This is a genomic window from Thioclava marina, from assembly GCF_002020135.1.
GTDB classification, from domain to species: domain Bacteria; phylum Pseudomonadota; class Alphaproteobacteria; order Rhodobacterales; family Rhodobacteraceae; genus Thioclava; species Thioclava marina.
On record NZ_MPZS01000001.1, the window covers coordinates 380268 to 395999 of the forward strand.

Here is a 15732-nt window from a genome sequence, read left to right on the forward strand (position 1 = left end):
CATGCGCCTCAGATCGCCGTGAAGCTCAGCGCGCCGGCCGACGCCATCGCGATCTCGTAGCTTGCCTCGCCGTCATGCGCCCCTGCGTAGTCGATCGAGGTGATCATGAACGGCCCCTGCACGATGCCGAAATCGGGGATGATCACCTGGAACTGTGGAACCTCACCATCGAAGAAGATCTGGCGCGCGCGTTCATCCGTACCCGCATCCTTGAACACGCCCGAGCCCGAGATCTGCGCCGAACGCACGCCTGCACCACCCAGCAGCTCGCGCCAGCGCCCCTCGCTTTCGAGAGAGGTCACATCAACCGTCTCCGCATTGAAGGTGATCCGCGTGGCGCGCAGCCCCGCGATGGTCTCGAAGGTCTGATCCCCGTTCAGGTCCAGTTTGATCAAAAGATCCTTGCCGTTTTGCGCCGCCATGGCCAATTCTCCGAATTTGGATAATTTGTTTCCGATCGGGAAATACTCCCCCGACGAAATGTTGAGAAAGTGAAAGCCCCCCTCAGGCTTCAACCCGCGCGCGGAAGGTCAGGTCGAGCCTGCGCGCGGCCCCCTTGTCGACGCGCCGCGCCTTCGCCTTGAGAAACCACAATCCCACAAGACGACCGCGCGCCAACGTGAGCGGGCTCGCAAGCAGCGTGTCCGAGATCGCCTCGCCCACCTGTTTCGCCAGCTGAAACCCCGCGACATCGCTGACCACCGACACGGTAAAATCATGCACCGCGCCGTCGCCCGTCATATCCGAGGCATCGCGCGCATCTTCCGGACCGAGGCTGACATATGTGCCGCTCACCGTCCCTGCTGGCGCTGCGTCATAGACCGCGGATCCGACAAGCCCCGTGACACCCGGATCATCCTGCAATCGCGCATAGACCGCCGCCTGCAAAGCGGCTCCGATCGCGTAACTCATGCCACCACCTCCTCACGGGCGAAACAAGTCAGGTAATGCGCGCCGCGATCGGCCTCCGCGACCGCGAGGATGCGAAACACGCGTCCTCCTTCGCGGAAGCGCTGCTCCGGGCGCGGTCTGCGCGGCGAGCCCTCGGGAGCTGCCCGCACCGTGATTTTCCAGGGCACCGAAGCCAGCGTCACGAACTCGCCCGCGCGCTCGACCCCGGTCCCCGGCACCATCTGCGCCCAGAGCTCACCGAGCGCAGTCCAGATTTCGGTGAACCCACCCGCGCCGTCGGCGACACGCTCGGGCGCCTCCAGGACCAGCTTGCGATTGAGATCCGGCACGCTCATGCGCCGCCTCCAAGCATCCGCACCGTACGCCAACGCTCGATCAGCGCCGTCACGCCGAAGGGCATCCCGCCACCTTCACCCGCTGCCTCATGGCGCAGCTCGTAGTACTGCGCCGAGAGCAGCATCACCGCCTGTGCCAGATCCGCCGGCAGATCCGACCACTGGGAACCAAAACCTGCAGTAAAGCGGATCTCGACCACACCACCCGAAGGCACCGCCGGCAAAACCGTCCCCTGCGCCGCAACGCGCGGGCGCTGCAAATCCTCGATCAGCCGATAGCTTTCCTCGGGGAGCACGGCGAACACCCCCGCCGCATCAACCAGCCGGATCTCCGACACGGCACGCACCGGCGCGACCGGCAACGGATGGTCCACCGCTCCGCGCCAGGCCGTGAGCGTCAACACGAAATCCCGTGCCAGCAGCACCTTGGCCGTGCGCGCCTCGATCGCCGCGATCGCGGCCCGCAGGTAAGCCTCCAGCGCTGCGTCCTCCGCGCCCACATCCGCGAACCCTGTCCCGAGCCGCAAGTGATCGCGTAACGCCGCAACCGGCAGTGCGCCCGAGGCGACCGCCGTCTCTTCTTTCAACATCATGGGAACTCTCCGAAAGTCACGAGACAGCACCCCGGCTCCTCGGGGTGCCATCTGTCATATCGGGCGCGGGCCCCGCCGCCGCTCGAACGGAGGGAGCAGCTAGGCGACGGCCGACAGCCCCGCGCCCGCCTCGGAACCGGTTACCCGGCCCAAGGACCGGAAGGCCCCCGCCCCCCGATCCGGCTCACGCGCCTCAGGCGATCGCGAATTTCAGCAGTTTGATCGCCGCGAAATCGCTCACATCGCCACCAACGCGCTTTGACGCATAGAACAGGACATGCGGCTTGGCCGAGAAGGGATCACGCAGCACGCGCAGGTCCGGGCGCTCGGCGACGGTGTAGCCCGCGTCGAAATCGCCGTAAGCGATCGCGAAGCTGTCCGAAGCGATATCGGGCATGTCCTCGGCAATCAGCACCGGGTAGCCCATCAGGCGCGGCGGCTCACCGGCGGCCAGACCATCCGTCCAAAGGAACCGGCCATCGGCATCCTTCATCTTGCGCACGGCGCCGGCGGTCTTCGAATTCATCACGAAGCTCGCATTGGCGCGGTATTCGGCGTCGAGTGCATAGACCAGATCGACCACCGCATCGGCCGGGTTCGCCCCCAGAAAATCGCCATCGGCACCAGTTGCGACATAGCCGAGCGAGCCCCAATCCCAGGCGTCATTGGCCAGTTTCGGATGGGTAAGGAAGCCGGTCGGCTTGTCGATACCGTCACCCGAGATGAAGGCCGCGGCCTCGGCACGGGCGAATTTCTCCGCGATGCGCTGCGCGAGCCAGCCCTCGACGTCGAAGGCGCTGTCGTCGAGCAGGCGCTGCGAGGCCTTCGGCATCGCCGAAAGCTCATGCAGCGGGATCGAGATGCGGTCGATCATCGGCGTCGCGGTCTCGGTCAGAGCTGCGGTCTCGGTCGCCCAACCGGTGCCGACATCGGTGCGGTCGACCAGGACGTCGTAGGAGGTCGCCTCGACATTCACGACATTGGCGATCTGGCGGATCGACGCGGTCGCTTTGAGCACCGACCGGATCGATTCCGAGGTCTGCGGATCGACGAGATAGCCACCCTCGGCCGCCACGGCCGTATTCAGCGCCTTGCCCTCAAGCGAGAGCCCACGCAAAGCGTCGTCGTCACCCGAACGCAGATAAGCGGCAAAGGCCTTCAGATGCGGCGCCTCCTCAGAAGCAGCGGCGGAAAGGGCGGGACGCCCGGCGGTCATGGTCTTGGTCTGCAGCATCGTCAAACGCTCACTTTGTTGTTGCATCTTCACTTCAACTTCGTCGCGGAAGTTTTTGACTTCCTTCACGAACCCGGCCAGCGCTGTCTTCACGTCAGCTGCCGGATCCGGGCCTTCGGACATACCCGTCCCGGCCCGAGCCTTGGTCTCGGTCTTCATCGTCGCTCCATCTCCAATGGGGTCAGAGGCCGGGCCGCGTCAGCGGTCAGCCAGTTCCGCCGCGGCGCCGTTCAGCGCCTCGGCCAGATCACGCAGGCTGTTCTCCAGGCTTTCTCCCTTCGCCCCGACCCGCGCTTCGCGAAGCATCGGAAAGGTCACCAGCGAGACCTCCCAAAGCTCCAGTTCCGCAAGTAGCCGCTGGCCTTTTGCGTCCTTCTCGGCGGCAACCGTGCGATACCCGATCGACAGCCCGTCGATCGCCCCCGCCGCGATCAGCGCCGCCGCTTCCTTCGCACGCGCCACATCGGGCAGCAGCCTGCCCTTGACGTAGAGCCCGCGCGTATCCTCAAAGATTTCGTCCCAGATCCCGATCGGCTGGGCCGGGTCGTGCTGCCAGAGCATCTTGACGTTGCCGCCCCGCGCCGCGAGGCGTTCCAGCCCTTTCGCATAGGCCCCCTTGCACACGATATCGCCGCCCTGATCTGGCAGACCGAAGAGGCTCGCATAGCCTTCGATGATCGTCCCATCAGTGACGCGCACCGGCTGCGCCTCGGCGGAACAGAACTTCAATTCCAGACCGTAATCATTTGTTTTCATGACATATCCCCTATTTCGGACCGACCTCGATCAGGCTCAGAACTGCCTGCGTGAGGATCACTGCGACCACGCCGTAAACCGCCATCCAGAGTCGCCGCTCCAGCCGTTCGATCATGTTCTCGATCTTGCCGAGCCTCTGTTCGACCTGCGAAAACTGCAGGTCCATGATCTTCTCGGTCGCCTGCATCCGCTCCTCGTGTGCGGCGAAGGGCTCCTTGAGATAGCGCGAACCGGAAGCCGTCATCTCACTCCTCCGCCAGCGGCGGCAGCCCCAGAAGCCCGCGCTTCTCCGCATCGCTCAGAAAACTCACCTCGCCGATGCGCTTCCATTGCTGGTCGCGCTCGATCGCGAGCGCCGGGATCTGATCGAGATCGGGCTTGAGGTTCACGCGCTCGCCCGCCCAGGTCGACAGCCACCACGCGATATCGGCCGCCACTTTGGTTGCGAGCGGCAGCACCGTCAGCCGGTAGAAAGCGCGATGCGCCTCGGCGTAATTCGCATAAGTCGCATCGCCGGGGATACCGAGCAGCATCGGCGGTACGCCGAAGGCCACCGCGATCTCGCGCGCCGCGGCGATCTTGGTCTCGTGGAACTCCATATCCGACGGGCTGAACCCCATCGGCTTCCAGTCGAGCCCCCCTTCGAGCAGCATCGGCCGCCCCGCATTGCGCGCGCCCTGATGATGAGTCTCCATCTCGAACACGAGCCGGTCATATTGATCGGGCGACAGCGTGCCCTGCCCGTCCGTGCCCTTGTAGACGATCGCCCCCGATGGCCGCGCGGCATTGTCCAGCAATGCCTTCGACCAGGCCGAGGCCGCATTATGCACGTCGAGCGCCACCGCCGCCGCCTGCAACGGGCTCAGGCCGTAATGGTCGTCCTGCGGGTGGAAGCTTTTCAGATGACAGATCGGTTCGGGGCCGCCCGTCATATCGAACCGATGCTTGCGCCCGGCAACCGTGTAATCATAAGCGATCGGCCAGCCATCCGCTCCCGGCACGATGCTCATCCGGTCCGAGCGCAGCACATGCAACTCGCGCGGCAGGCCCGGCTCCATCGCGACCGCCTCGAGATAGCCATTGCCCGAGAGAAGCATCTGCCCGTAAAGCGCCTCGAAGAACTCGCCCTTGCCCTGCGCCGCATTGGGCCGCGCGATCAGGTCGAGCATCGGGTGGATATCGTAACGCCGCTCCGCATCTTGGCACACCAGCGGCAGCGCGGCGGCGGCTTCCGCGATCAGCTTCACGCAACGAAATCCGATCGGGTTGCCAGTGAAGCCCTGCCGCGTCAGGGAGCCTACGTCGCGTGGCGACCAGACGACGCGCCCCGATCCGCTCGCCATCGCGACGATCCGCCCCGTCGCCGAGGCCTTCACTTCCGGCGGGCCCGCGCCTTCGGATTTGCGAAAGATGTTCCAACCCATTCCCGTCTCCTTCTCGCGGCCCCAGATCGAGACCGGCTGGCAAAGAAAAAGGGCCGGAGGTTCGACCTCGGCCCTTGCTCTTGAATTCATCTGTCCCGCGCCGGGGGCGCTGCCCCCGGACCCCCGGGATATTTCGACCAAGAGGAAGAAGGTTTCCTCTCAGAGACCCCGCATCTGCGGTCGGCGCCAATGTGCGGCGGGCTCCAGGATCAGCTCTGCGATCGCCCAGACCAACGCATCCACACGGTCGGGCGAGCCCTTGCCCTGATAGCCTTGCAGTCCCATTCGGCACATCTGATCTTCCAGAAGCCCCAGATCCGCGGATTTGAGATGCGTCACCCGGCCCTGTTCGTAGAGCGCCGCCACCGGTTCAGCGCGCGCAGATTTGCCTCGGCTCGCCCTCAGCGCCTTGAACGGGATCAGCGGGTCGATCTGGCGCAGCATCGTCTCGATCAGATCGCCGCCCTGATTGACCTCCGCCACCAGCTTCTCCGCGCCCCAGCGCTCCATCGCCGCGATGCCCGCGCGCGCCCAGTCGATCGGCTTGCCGCGCGAGCTCGCATCTTCCAGCACCACCGCGCGCCAGTCCTGCACCGGGCCTTGGGTCTTCGCGCCGACCACCACGATCCCGCATTCGTCCGACACCGCCTTGCCGCTGACCGAAGGGTCCAGCGCCACGACGATCCGGTCCAGATCGCCCGCAGTCCCGACCCGCGCCGCCTCCAGCATCCGCGTCGTCCAGAGCGCACCTTCGACATCGTCAAGCAGCACGCCATCCAACTCCTGCCGCCCCAGCCGCGTGCCTGCATAGCGCGCCCGGACCTCTTCGAGGAAACTCTCGGCCAGATACGCCCGGTTCGCCTCGGTCGGGGCATGGGTCAAGACAGTCGAGGGGGTGTTCAGGATCGTCTTCAGCACCCCCACATTGCGTGGCGTCGTGGTGATCACCTGCTGCGGATGATCGCCCAGCCGCAGCGCGAATTGCAGCATGTCCCAGACCTCCTCGGCCTTTTTCCATTTCGCCAGCTCATCGACCCAGGCGGCATCGAATTGCGGGCCGCGAAGCGCCTCTGGCTCATGGGCCGAGAACGCCTGCGCGGTCGCCCCGTTCGGCCAGACCAGTCGTTTGCGTCCCGCCTCCCACGTTGGGCGGCGGTCGGGCGGAGAGCAGGACAGGATCCCGCTCTCCCCCATCACCATCACGTCGCGCACCTGGTCGAAGGTTTCTCCGACCAGGGCCACCCGCCTTGCCCGGCCGGGGTCGAGCGGTCTGGCGCCTTCCACCATGGAACGCACCCACTCGGCCCCGGCCCGCGTCTTGCCGGCCCCGCGGCCGCCCATGATCACCCAGCTTTTCCAGGCACCTGCGGGCGGCAGCTGATGCGGCAAGGCCCAGAATTCGAAAATCCAGGGCAAGGCCAGCAACGCGTTTTCCTCGAGCCCGTCGAGGAAGGCGTCAACATCCTCCTGCGTTGCGGAGGCGAGCCAGACGGCGCCCGATTTCAGCTCGGGCGGCGTCGAAATCGAGCGCGACATCGCGCCCGGCGGCAACGCCCGCCAGCTGTCTGCGGAGTTTCTCGACACGAGAGCGCTCCTCCATCACCAAATGAAAAGCGGTGCGGAGGTCCTTGACCGCCTGCACCGCTGCTTTCGCCTCGGAAATCTGGCCGCGCCGCACCCCCTGCAACGCTTGCGCCAATTCCTCGGCCACGTCTCGATAGAGCGTCTCGGTGATCTCCAGAAGATCGACCGAAGCGCCCGCCTCACCCACCTTGTCCCTTAGCATGTAGTCGAACCCACCCTTCAAAGTTGGTCCGTTCGAGAGAAACAAAAAAGCGCCGTCGGGTTTCCCCGCGGCGCCTGCCCACTTCTCCTAGCATGCCACATATCTACTTTAGAGCGTTCGCAGAGTCAAGCGCTAAATCTCCGGTTGTTATCCCGAGGCAAAGAAAAACCCCGGCGCAAACCGGGGTTTTTCTTTCAAATCAATTGCCTGAGGCGGAATCCTGTCGTTGCTTTTCGATCTCGCGCCACTTCGCGACGTTCTTGTTATGCTCGTCGATCGTGGTCGCGAAGGCATGCCCGCCCGACCCGTCAGCCACAAAGAACAGATACGGCGTCGAATCGGGATGCATCGCCGCCTCGATGGCAGCCTTGCCGGGATTCGCGATCGGCGTGGGCGGCAGCCCGTCGATGACATAGGTGTTGTAGGGCGTGGCCTTGCGCAGTTCCGACTGGCGCAGCCCGCGGCCCAGAATGCCCTTGCCCTCGGTCACCCCGTAGATCACCGTCGGGTCGGTCTGCAACTTCATCCCCTTCTCGAGACGGTTGATGAAGACGCTCGCGACCTGCGCGCGCTCGTTCGGCACGCCGGTTTCCTTCTCCACGATCGAGGCCATGATCAACGCCTGTTCGGGGTTTTCATAGGGCAGCCCTTCGGCACGTCCCGCCCAGGCATCGGCGAGGATCTTCGCCTGACGGTCCTTCATCAGATCGACCAGAGCCTGCCGGTCGGCCCCGCGCTTGACCTCGTAGCTGTCGGGCGCAAGCGTCCCTTCGGCCGGAACGCCGTCAATCGCACCGGCAAGGAAGTTCGCCTCCTTGAGGCCCTGCACGATCTGCCAGCTGGTCACGCCATCGACGACCGTCACACGGGCGCGCACATCTGCGGCTTCGGCTTTCGTCTCAAAGCCCTCGGGCGGCTTCTCGGTCTCGGGGTTGTACTCCGCGACCTTCTCGTAATTGCCGGTTTTCGGGTCCAGTTCACGCAGAAGAACCTCGTTGCCGCCCACGCCGATGCGGAACACCAGCTCGGTGCCGCAGGTGGAGGGGCCGCCCGCCGTGATCTGATCCACGATCTGCTGCATCGAGCTGTTCGGCTCGATCAGGTAGGAGCCGAATTTCAGCTTGCCCGCCTTCTCTTCATATTGCGCGCCGGTGCGGAAGATGTAGGCCGAAGTGACGGCGCCATGATCCACGAGATCCCCCGAGACACCCTGGATGCTCGCCCCAGGCGCCACGCGCAGGCACATCGGCTGCGCCAGCGGGCCGGGCTCGGTGTATTGGCGCTTCGCCCATGCGACGAGCCCGCCAAGCGCGACCAGGATCACGATCAGCAGAGTGAGGAAATTCGAGACGATGTTACGCCACATCAGTCCTGCACCTTGCCCAGCACGAGGCTCGCATTGGTTCCGCCAAAGCCGAAGCTGTTCGACAGGGCCACGTCGATCTTGCGCTTGACCGCCGTCTTCGGCGCAAGGTCGATCACGGCTTCTTCGGGCGGAGTGTCGAGGTTGAGCGTCGGCGGCGCGATCTGGTCGCGGATCGCAAGCACGCAGAAGATCGCCTCTACCGCACCCGCCGCGCCGAGAAGGTGGCCGACCGAGGATTTGGTCGAGCTCATCGTCGCCGTTTTCACCGCATCACCGAGCAGACGCTGAACCGCGCCCAGTTCGATCACATCGGCCATCGTGGAGGTGCCATGCGCGTTGATGTAGTCGATCTTGTCGGGCGTCAGCCCGGCGCGCGCGAGGGCCGCCTTCATCGCGCGGAATCCACCATCCCCATCTTCCGAGGGCGCCGTGATGTGATAGGCATCGCCCGAAAGGCCATACCCCAGAACCTCGGCATAGATCTTCGCGCCACGCGCCTTGGCGTGCTCGTATTCCTCCAGCACGACGCAGCCTGCACCCTCGCCCATCACGAACCCGTCGCGATCGGCGTCCCAGGGGCGGCTCGCGCTCTCGGGCTCGTTGCCGCGTTTCGTGGACAAGGCCTTGCAGGCGTTGAAGCCCGCGATCCCGATCTCCGAGATCGGGCTTTCCGCGCCACCCGCGACCATCACGTCGGCATCGCCGAGCATGATCAGACGCGCCGCATCACCGATCGCATGTGCGCCGGTCGAACAAGCGGTGACGACGGCGTGGTTCGGCCCCTTGAAACCGAAACGGATCGAGACCTGCCCCGAGACGAGGTTGATCAGCGCACCCGGAATGAAGAACGGGCTCACGCGGCGTGCACCCTTTTCCTTGAGGATGATGGCGGTCTCAGCGATCGAGGTCAGACCGCCGATCCCCGAACCGATCATCACGCCGGTGCGCAGACGGCTTTCTTCGTCCTCGGGCGTCCAGCCCGCATCCTTCACCGCCTGCTCGGCGGCGGCCATGCCATAGAGGATGAAATCGTCGACCTTGCGGCGCTCTTTGGGCTCCATCCAGTCATCGGGATTGAACGTGCCGTCCGAGCCATCGCCGAAAGGGATCTCGCAGGCATATTTCGTGGTCACGCCCGACGCGTCGAAGCGCGAGATCGCTCCGGCACCCGATTGTCCTGCGATCAGCCGCGACCAGGTCTCCTCGACCCCGCAAGCCAGCGGCGTAACCATCCCAAGACCCGTGACAACAACCCGGCGCATGCCCGACCTCTTTCGCTGCTAATTCTCAGGAAGACCTGATACACGCGGCAGCGCATCGGCGCAATCACAACACTTTACGCATTGGCAGCCGCGCGCCGCCGAGCCGTCGCTCGCGCGCCAACGCGCGGGGAACTCAGCTCTCTGCGTCGCCCGCTTTCGACCCGGACGAAGAGCCACCCGCGCTCGGCGCGAATTCCGAGAGATCGACCTGCACCGCTCCCTCGCCGTCGGCGATCATCACCCGATTGCGCCCCTTGGCCTTGGCGCGGTAGAGCGCGTGATCGGTACGTACATAGATGTGCTGAAAACTCTCGCCGGGACACCATTGCGCCACGCCGACCGAAGCCGTCACCGGCACCCGATGGCCTTTCAGAGTGGCAAGGTGCGCCCCCGCGATCGACTGGCGCAGCCGCTCCGCTACCTCGAACGCCGCTTCAAGATCCGCCCCGGGAAGCAGGACGGCAAATTCTTCGCCACCGATCCGCGCAAGCGTGTCGTCATGACGCAAGGCCCCGAGCATCACCTTCGCCGCGCGGCGCAGCACCGTATCGCCGAAATCATGCCCGCCAAGGTCATTGATGCGTTTGAAAAAATCGAGATCCAGCATCAGGAACGCAAAGGGCACCCCGTGCTTGTTGCCCTGCACCACAGCCCGGGAAAACCTCCGCTCGAGCATCGCGCGGTTGAACAACCCCGTGAGCCCGTCCTCCAATGCCTGCTGCGCCATCTGCCGCTCAAGCTCGCGCCGGGCATAATCGGTCCGCTCGAAAGACATCGCCATCAGAGAGATCAGACCGATATTGAACCCGGCAATGGTCACGACCAGCAGCAGCACTTCGGCGTGAACCGTGCGCTCCTGATCCACGAGAATGTAGAAGAAGCCGAAAATCAGCGGGCCGGCCACGCCGAGCAGGATCTGCATGCGCGCCTGACGGCCCGAGGCATGGGTATTGAGCAGCACCCGCATCACCCCGCGATTGGCCCGCCCAAGCATCCCCCCGATGGCAAGCAGCAAGAGCATCACCGCCGTGGCCAGCGACATCGCCCCGATTACATCGCGCATCTGAAAAAGGTTCGCGGCGATCTGGACGATCCCGCTGCCAAGCGCCACGTAGAACAGTCCGGCACCCAACAGGAATGCGCCACGCTCTTGCGCGAGGATCGCGGCCGCGACCAGCCCAAGGCTGATCGCCGAGTGACGTGCCACCGAGTAAGGGCTCTGCACGCCATAGAATCTTTCGAGCTCCGGCACGAACCGTCCCAAGGACAGCATCAGAACAGCGAACGCCAGCGCCACCACGACGCGCGAAACGGTTTCGCGCGGCGCACGCGGTCCGCGCAGCCCGATCGCAAGCGCCAGAGCCAACCCTGCCACCGATGTCAGTTCATGCATTCCGTAGCTGCTGGGAAAGACGCGAAACATCCAGCCCTGCCGCGCCAGGTGCCCAACCAACGCCCACAGCGCCAGCGCCCCGGCCGCGAAAGCGAGGGGCCGGATCAGCAGAGATGCGGCGCGAAATAACGACATACCTAACCCGATTGCCCCGCAGAGCCGTGATGACAGAACCGTCATCCTCCCGGGAACTTCTCGGGATACTACCCCAAAACTCGGGACGAAGCTGCACCTAACTGGCAAAAAACCGCTTCCGAAGGGAAGTTTCCGCTCAAATCCGCACATCCGGGCCGTATTGCGCCAGAACCTCGTGGCGTGGCGCGCCCTGCCCTAGCGTCGATCGCACCATCGCCAGCCGATCCGCATGAAAGGGAGAAAGCGCCACATCGCCCTGCGCACTCAGGAACTGCCCCAGCCGCGCGAGCTCCCCCGGCCCCGCCCCCTTGCGAAACCGCGCCAGCGTCACATGCGGCCGGAACCGCCGCCGCGCAAGCACAAGCCCCACTGCGCGCGCAGCCCCCAGCACCGCATTGTGCCAGCGCGTCAGCTCTCGATCCGCGCGCACGCCCAGCACCAGCGCCTCGGGGCGCTCGGCCGACCCGAAGACCTCGAGCCCCGCCAGCGCCACCTGCGGCCCCGGCCCCCAGTCGACCCCCTCCAATGCCTCGTGAAGCTGCTCGGCTTCGAAGGGCTCGATCTCGCCCAGAAAAGCCAGCGTGAGATGCAGATTGTCGGGCTGCACGATGCGCCCCACCCCCAACTGGGCCTGCAAGACCGCGATCGCCTCGCAGATCGCCTCGGGCAACTCGATCGCGACGAAAATCCGCATCCGCCCCTCCCTGCCAACAGCCAGAAAAGCAAAACGGCGCCCCGGTTTCCCGAAGCGCCGTCCGCTAACTCGTTCTCGAAAGGCTTACGCGGCTTCCGAGATGAATTTCACCGCATCGCCGACGGTCTGGATGTTCTCGGCGGCGTCATCGGGGATCTCGATGCCGAATTCTTCTTCGAAGGCCATGACCAGCTCGACGGTGTCGAGGCTGTCGGCGCCCAGGTCGTCGATGAACGAAGCGCTCTCGGTCACTTTGTCCTCTTCCACGCCGAGATGCTCCACGACGATCTTCTTCACGCGATCAGCGATGTCGCTCATGTCAATTCCTCAAAGTTTATAGGGCAAATGGCCCGTTCCTGCTTGCTCGTTCGAGCGTCTCAACCCGCGCGCCCGGGTACAACCCCAAGACCGCAATCGGAACCGTGGCGCATGCGCCCGGCCCGTCTGCAGCGCTCATAGCGACTGCCGTGACGCATGGCAAGCCGTTTCTCTTGCATAACAAAGCGGAACCTGCCGTGGCGTCACAACTGCGTCAGACCATCGTCATGCCGCCATTGACATGCAGCACCGCCCCGGTCACGTAGCCCGCCTCTGGGCTCGCGAGATAACGTACCGCCGCAGCGATCTCCTCGGGCGTGCCCATGCGTCCGACCGGGATATTGCCCATCAGGGCCGCTTTCTGGTCGTCCGAGAGCTTGTCGGTCATCGCGGTCTGAATGAAACCGGGCGCGACGCAGTTCACCGTCACGCCCCGGCTCGCCACTTCCTGCGCGAGCGATTTCGACGCGCCCACGAGACCTGCCTTCGCCGCGGCATAGTTCACCTGGCCCGGGTTGCCCGTCTGACCGACGATCGAGGTGATGTTGATGATCCGCCCCCAACGCGCCTTCATCATCGGACGCATAACGCCGCGCATCAGGCGGAACGCGGCGGTGAGGTTCACGTCGATCACCGTCTGCCAATCCTCGTCCGACATCCGCATCATCAGCTGGTCGCGCGTGATGCCCGCGTTGTTCACGAGGATATCCAGACCGCCCATCGCCGCCAGCGCCGCTTTCGGCAGCGCCTCGACCGAATCCGGATCGCTCAGGTTCGCAGGACAGACATGCGCCCCCTCGCCAAGCTCGGCGGCCAGCGCCTCGAGCGGCTCGACCCGCGTGCCCGAAAGCGCGACGACCGCGCCTCCCGCATGCAGTGCCCGCGCGATCTCCGCCCCGATGCCTCCCGACGCTCCGGTCACCAGCGCACATTTCCCCGACAGTTTAAACATCATCTTCCCTCACCAGCTATCCGGGCGACTACTTAGCAGCGAAATCCGTGCGAGGCCACCTCCCGTCACGTCGGATCCGACTCGCCATAATCTCGCCCGGAACACCTGCCAAGATAGCTTTTTCGCCCGAGTTTTCTGAGAGAGATCCGCATATGTCGTTCATTTCCGCCCCAAGCAGCTCGGCCCCTTCCGCTATCAGCCCGGTCGCAGGTTTCCTCGAAGGGCTCGGATTTTCCGCCGAAGCCTCGCGCATGCTCATTCCACTCGCCCTGGCGCTTCTCGTCATCGCGGGGTCGGAGATTCTTCGACGCGCAAAGTTCAGGCGCCGCCGCTCGAATGGCTTTGCGGGCCGCTCTGCGCAACGCGACACCGGCCCCCGCCTCGTCCATGGCGACGATCACATGCGTCTCGTTGCCGGCGCGGAGTTCGAACGCACGCCGTTGTTGAACAGATCAGAGGCGCGGATCCTGCCGATCCTCGAAGGGATCGCCCGCGAAGTCGGGCGCGGCTACCGGGTGATGGCGCAGGTCTCGATGGGCGAAATCCTGTGCGCGAAAGGTTCGAATGGCAGCCGCGATCACCGCGCCGAAGCGAACCGTGCGATCAACGCCAAGCGGCTCGATTTCGCGATTTTCGACCCGCGCGGCCTTATCGTCGCCGCGATCGAATATCAGGGAAGCGGCCATCATCTCGGCTCGGAGGCGTTCATGCGCGACGCGGTCAAACGCGAGGCGCTTCGCAAGGCCGGCATCAATCTCGTCGAGCTCCAGCCCGACGCGGATGCCGCCTCGATCCGGATGCTGCTGCAAGAACTGACCGATTTACCACTGCGCAAGCCGCGCCCGGATGCGCCGAGGGCGCAAGCCTCGCGCGCCCCTTCTTCTTGATCCAAATATCTCAGGGGGTCCGGGGGAGGATCCCCCGGCCTGCCCCGCCCGCCCCCGCTCAGCCCTTGAGCGCGGCGATATCCTCAGGCGTGCCCACCGCGCGGCAGGTCACGTCCTTGGCGATCCGGCGGATCATGCCCGAAAGCGCCTTGCCCGCGCCGATCTCCCAGATCTCGTCGACGCCCTGACCGGCCATCCAGGCGACGCTCTCGCGCCAGCGCACCGATCCGGTGACCTGCTCGACCAGCAGCTTGCGGATCTCTTCGGGATCGCTCACCGCTTCGGCGCGCACATTGGCCACGACCGGAACGGCAGGTGCGTTGATCTGCGTGGCGGCGAGCGCCTCGGCCATCGCATCGGCGGCAGGCTGCATCAGCGCGCAATGGAAGGGCGCCGAGACCGGCAGCATCACCGCGCGCTTGGCGCCGGCTTCCTTGGCGAGAACGGTCGCGCGCTCTACCGCATCCTTGTGCCCCGAGATCACGACCTGGCTCGGATCGTTGTCATTGGCGGCCTGGCAAACTTCACCCTGCGCCGCCTCGGCGGCAACCTTTGCCGCCGTCTCGAAATCGAGCCCGAGCAGCGCGGCCATAGCGCCCACGCCCACCGGCACCGCCTCCTGCATCGACTTGCCCCGCAGGCGCAACAGCTTTGCGGTATCGGCCAGGCTCAGCGCGCCCGCCGCACACAGGGCGGAATACTCGCCAAGGCTGTGACCGGCGACGAAAGCCGCGTCAGAGATCGCGTAGCCCTCGGCCTCGAGCGCGCGCATCGCCGCGATGGAGGTCGCCATCAGCGCGGGCTGGGCATTGGCGGTGAGGGTCAGCTCTTCGATCTCGCCCTCCCAGATCAGCGCGGAAAGCGTCTCGCCCAGGGCTTCATCGACTTCGGCGAAGACCGCTGCAGCGGCCGGATAGGCCTCGGCCAGCGCCTTGCCCATCCCGATGACCTGCGCGCCCTGACCGGGGAATACGAATGCTCGGCTCATGACATGCCCTCCTCATAAATCGTTGCGCGTTCATTACCGCGCCCCCGCCGCTGGGGCAAGTTATGCAAATGCGACGCAGCCGCAGGCCGCGCTCACCCCTGTGGCGCGACTGCGCGCGCCGGTTTGCCGACGACCGTCGCGCCTGCGGCGACATCGCGCGTGACCACCGCACCGGCGCCGATGATCGCATCATCGCCGATCGTCACCCCCGGCAGGATGATCGCCCCACCCCCGATCCAGACATTGTCCCCGATCCGAACCGGACGTCCGAATTCCAGCCCCTCGCGGCGCTGCGCCGGGTCCCGCGGATGATCGGCAGTCAGGATCTGAACGCCGGGGCCGATCTGCGTCCCCGCCCCGATCGTGACCTCGACCACATCGAGCACGACACAGCCGAAATTCAGAAACGCCCCCGCGCCGAGACGGATATTGCTGCCGTAATCACAGTGAAAGGGCGGACGGATCCGCGCACCGTCACCCACTTCGGCGAAGATTTCGCTCAGGAGCGCATGGCCTTCCTCGGCGCTCATCGCAACCGAGGCATTGAAACGATCCATCCAGGCGCTCGCCCGGGCGGCGTCCGCCGCGATCTCCGGGCCGGTCGCCACATAAAGCTCGCCCGCGAGCATCTTCTCTTTTTCGCTGCGCATCCTTTTCTCCCTTGCCTGCCCGCATCCTGCCCGGCCTGCGCGCAAAG

19 protein-coding genes are annotated in these 15732 nt (G+C 65.3%); 1 reads left to right on the forward strand and 18 read right to left on the reverse strand.

Annotated features, from left to right (window positions below):
• Positions 1-8 precede the first annotated feature (8 nt).
• From BMG00_RS01815 to fabG, 16 genes are all read right to left on the reverse strand, one after another.
• Positions 9-422 (reverse strand): phage major tail protein, TP901-1 family, encoded by a 414-nt coding sequence (locus BMG00_RS01815; RefSeq protein ID WP_078573212.1) that lies wholly within the window; start codon positions 420-422, stop codon positions 9-11.
• A gap of 82 nt (positions 423-504) precedes the next feature.
• Positions 505-912, reverse strand: a complete 408-nt coding sequence (locus tag BMG00_RS01820; RefSeq protein WP_078528014.1) for a DUF3168 domain-containing protein — start codon at positions 910-912, stop codon at positions 505-507.
• Positions 909-1247: a head-tail adaptor protein gene (locus BMG00_RS01825; protein ID WP_078573213.1), complete on the reverse strand. Its 339-nt coding sequence runs from the start codon at positions 1245-1247 to the stop codon at positions 909-911. The genes BMG00_RS01820 and BMG00_RS01825 overlap by 4 nt, the downstream gene beginning before the upstream one ends.
• Complete coding sequence (locus tag BMG00_RS01830) at positions 1244-1840, reverse strand: head-tail connector protein (protein ID WP_078573214.1); 597 nt, start codon at positions 1838-1840, stop codon at positions 1244-1246. Before BMG00_RS01830 ends, BMG00_RS01825 begins: the two co-directional genes overlap by 4 nt.
• A 193-nt stretch (positions 1841-2033) precedes the next feature.
• Positions 2034-3233, reverse strand: a complete 1200-nt coding sequence (locus BMG00_RS01835; RefSeq protein WP_093469864.1) for a phage major capsid protein — start codon at positions 3231-3233, stop codon at positions 2034-2036.
• A gap of 39 nt (positions 3234-3272) precedes the next feature.
• Positions 3273-3830 (reverse strand): HK97 family phage prohead protease, encoded by a 558-nt coding sequence (locus BMG00_RS01840; RefSeq protein WP_078573215.1) that lies wholly within the window; start codon positions 3828-3830, stop codon positions 3273-3275.
• 10 nt (positions 3831-3840) lie between these two features.
• Complete coding sequence (locus BMG00_RS01845) at positions 3841-4074, reverse strand: GTA head formation protein, RCAP_rcc01685 family (RefSeq protein WP_078528023.1); 234 nt, start codon at positions 4072-4074, stop codon at positions 3841-3843.
• A gap of 1 nt (position 4075) precedes the next feature.
• A complete protein-coding gene (locus tag BMG00_RS01850) occupies positions 4076-5254 on the reverse strand; it encodes a phage portal protein (RefSeq protein ID WP_078573216.1) in 1179 nt (392 codons plus the stop codon).
• Positions 5255-5413: 159 nt separating this feature from the next.
• Entirely contained in the window at positions 5414-6790 is a 1377-nt protein-coding gene (locus BMG00_RS01855; RefSeq protein WP_078573217.1) for a DNA-packaging protein, read from the reverse strand.
• Complete coding sequence (locus BMG00_RS01860) at positions 6711-7061, reverse strand: hypothetical protein (RefSeq protein ID WP_245794931.1); 351 nt, start codon at positions 7059-7061, stop codon at positions 6711-6713. The genes BMG00_RS01855 and BMG00_RS01860 overlap by 80 nt, the downstream gene beginning before the upstream one ends.
• A 178-nt stretch (positions 7062-7239) precedes the next feature.
• Positions 7240-8406, reverse strand: coding sequence for an endolytic transglycosylase MltG (gene mltG, locus BMG00_RS01865; RefSeq protein WP_078573218.1), 1167 nt, complete (start codon positions 8404-8406; stop codon positions 7240-7242).
• Positions 8406-9668, reverse strand: coding sequence for a beta-ketoacyl-ACP synthase II (gene fabF, locus BMG00_RS01870; RefSeq protein WP_078528031.1), 1263 nt, complete (start codon positions 9666-9668; stop codon positions 8406-8408). Before fabF ends, mltG begins: the two co-directional genes overlap by 1 nt.
• Before the next feature lie 133 nt (positions 9669-9801).
• A complete protein-coding gene (locus BMG00_RS01875) occupies positions 9802-11061 on the reverse strand; it encodes a GGDEF domain-containing protein (protein WP_158521665.1) in 1260 nt (419 codons plus the stop codon).
• 271 nt (positions 11062-11332) lie between these two features.
• Positions 11333-11890: an RNA 2',3'-cyclic phosphodiesterase gene (gene thpR, locus BMG00_RS01880; protein ID WP_078573220.1), complete on the reverse strand. Its 558-nt coding sequence runs from the start codon at positions 11888-11890 to the stop codon at positions 11333-11335.
• An 84-nt stretch (positions 11891-11974) separates the two neighbouring features.
• Positions 11975-12208: an acyl carrier protein gene (locus BMG00_RS01885; RefSeq protein WP_038073067.1), complete on the reverse strand. Its 234-nt coding sequence runs from the start codon at positions 12206-12208 to the stop codon at positions 11975-11977.
• A 214-nt stretch (positions 12209-12422) separates the two neighbouring features.
• Complete coding sequence (gene fabG / locus BMG00_RS01890; RefSeq protein ID WP_078528037.1) at positions 12423-13160, reverse strand: 3-oxoacyl-ACP reductase FabG; 738 nt, start codon at positions 13158-13160, stop codon at positions 12423-12425.
• 152 nt (positions 13161-13312) lie between these two features.
• On the opposite strand from fabG, the gene BMG00_RS01895 reads away from it, so the two are divergent.
• Positions 13313-14047, forward strand: coding sequence for a DUF2726 domain-containing protein (locus tag BMG00_RS01895; protein WP_078573221.1), 735 nt, complete (start codon positions 13313-13315; stop codon positions 14045-14047).
• Positions 14048-14105: 58 nt separating this feature from the next.
• On the opposite strand, the gene fabD is transcribed toward BMG00_RS01895, so the two are convergent.
• Together fabD and BMG00_RS01905 are read right to left on the reverse strand one after the other, a co-directional pair.
• The gene (fabD, locus tag BMG00_RS01900; RefSeq protein ID WP_078528041.1) at positions 14106-15035 is read right to left on the reverse strand and encodes an ACP S-malonyltransferase; all 930 of its coding nucleotides are present in this window, start codon (positions 15033-15035) and stop codon (positions 14106-14108) included.
• A gap of 92 nt (positions 15036-15127) precedes the next feature.
• Entirely contained in the window at positions 15128-15685 is a 558-nt protein-coding gene (locus BMG00_RS01905; protein ID WP_078528043.1) for a sugar O-acetyltransferase, read from the reverse strand.
• Between the last annotated feature and the right edge of the window lie 47 nt (positions 15686-15732).

Coding starts and splice junctions, on each gene's coding strand:
- BMG00_RS01840 (WP_078573215.1), bottom strand. CDS start 3,830: ATGAAAACAAATGATTACGGTCTGGAATTGAAGTTCTGTTCCGCCGAG.
- BMG00_RS01835 (WP_093469864.1), bottom strand. CDS start 3,233: ATGAAGACCGAGACCAAGGCTCGGGCCGGGACGGGTATGTCCGAAGGC.
- fabF (WP_078528031.1), bottom strand. CDS start 9,668: ATGCGCCGGGTTGTTGTCACGGGTCTTGGGATGGTTACGCCGCTGGCT.
- BMG00_RS01815 (WP_078573212.1), bottom strand. CDS start 422: ATGGCGGCGCAAAACGGCAAGGATCTTTTGATCAAACTGGACCTGAAC.
- thpR (WP_078573220.1), bottom strand. CDS start 11,890: ATGCGGATTTTCGTCGCGATCGAGTTGCCCGAGGCGATCTGCGAGGCG.
- BMG00_RS01850 (WP_078573216.1), bottom strand. CDS start 5,254: ATGGGTTGGAACATCTTTCGCAAATCCGAAGGCGCGGGCCCGCCGGAA.
- fabG (WP_078528037.1), bottom strand. CDS start 13,160: ATGTTTAAACTGTCGGGGAAATGTGCGCTGGTGACCGGAGCGTCGGGA.
- BMG00_RS01855 (WP_078573217.1), bottom strand. CDS start 6,790: ATGTCGCGCTCGATTTCGACGCCGCCCGAGCTGAAATCGGGCGCCGTC.
- BMG00_RS01820 (WP_078528014.1), bottom strand. CDS start 912: ATGAGTTACGCGATCGGAGCCGCTTTGCAGGCGGCGGTCTATGCGCGA.
- BMG00_RS01905 (WP_078528043.1), bottom strand. CDS start 15,685: ATGCGCAGCGAAAAAGAGAAGATGCTCGCGGGCGAGCTTTATGTGGCG.
- BMG00_RS01895 (WP_078573221.1), top strand. CDS start 13,313: ATGTCGTTCATTTCCGCCCCAAGCAGCTCGGCCCCTTCCGCTATCAGC.
- BMG00_RS01885 (WP_038073067.1), bottom strand. CDS start 12,208: ATGAGCGACATCGCTGATCGCGTGAAGAAGATCGTCGTGGAGCATCTC.
- BMG00_RS01845 (WP_078528023.1), bottom strand. CDS start 4,074: ATGACGGCTTCCGGTTCGCGCTATCTCAAGGAGCCCTTCGCCGCACAC.
- mltG (WP_078573218.1), bottom strand. CDS start 8,406: ATGTGGCGTAACATCGTCTCGAATTTCCTCACTCTGCTGATCGTGATC.
- BMG00_RS01825 (WP_078573213.1), bottom strand. CDS start 1,247: ATGAGCGTGCCGGATCTCAATCGCAAGCTGGTCCTGGAGGCGCCCGAG.
- BMG00_RS01875 (WP_158521665.1), bottom strand. CDS start 11,061: ATGCATGAACTGACATCGGTGGCAGGGTTGGCTCTGGCGCTTGCGATC.
- fabD (WP_078528041.1), bottom strand. CDS start 15,035: ATGAGCCGAGCATTCGTATTCCCCGGTCAGGGCGCGCAGGTCATCGGG.
- BMG00_RS01830 (WP_078573214.1), bottom strand. CDS start 1,840: ATGATGTTGAAAGAAGAGACGGCGGTCGCCTCGGGCGCACTGCCGGTT.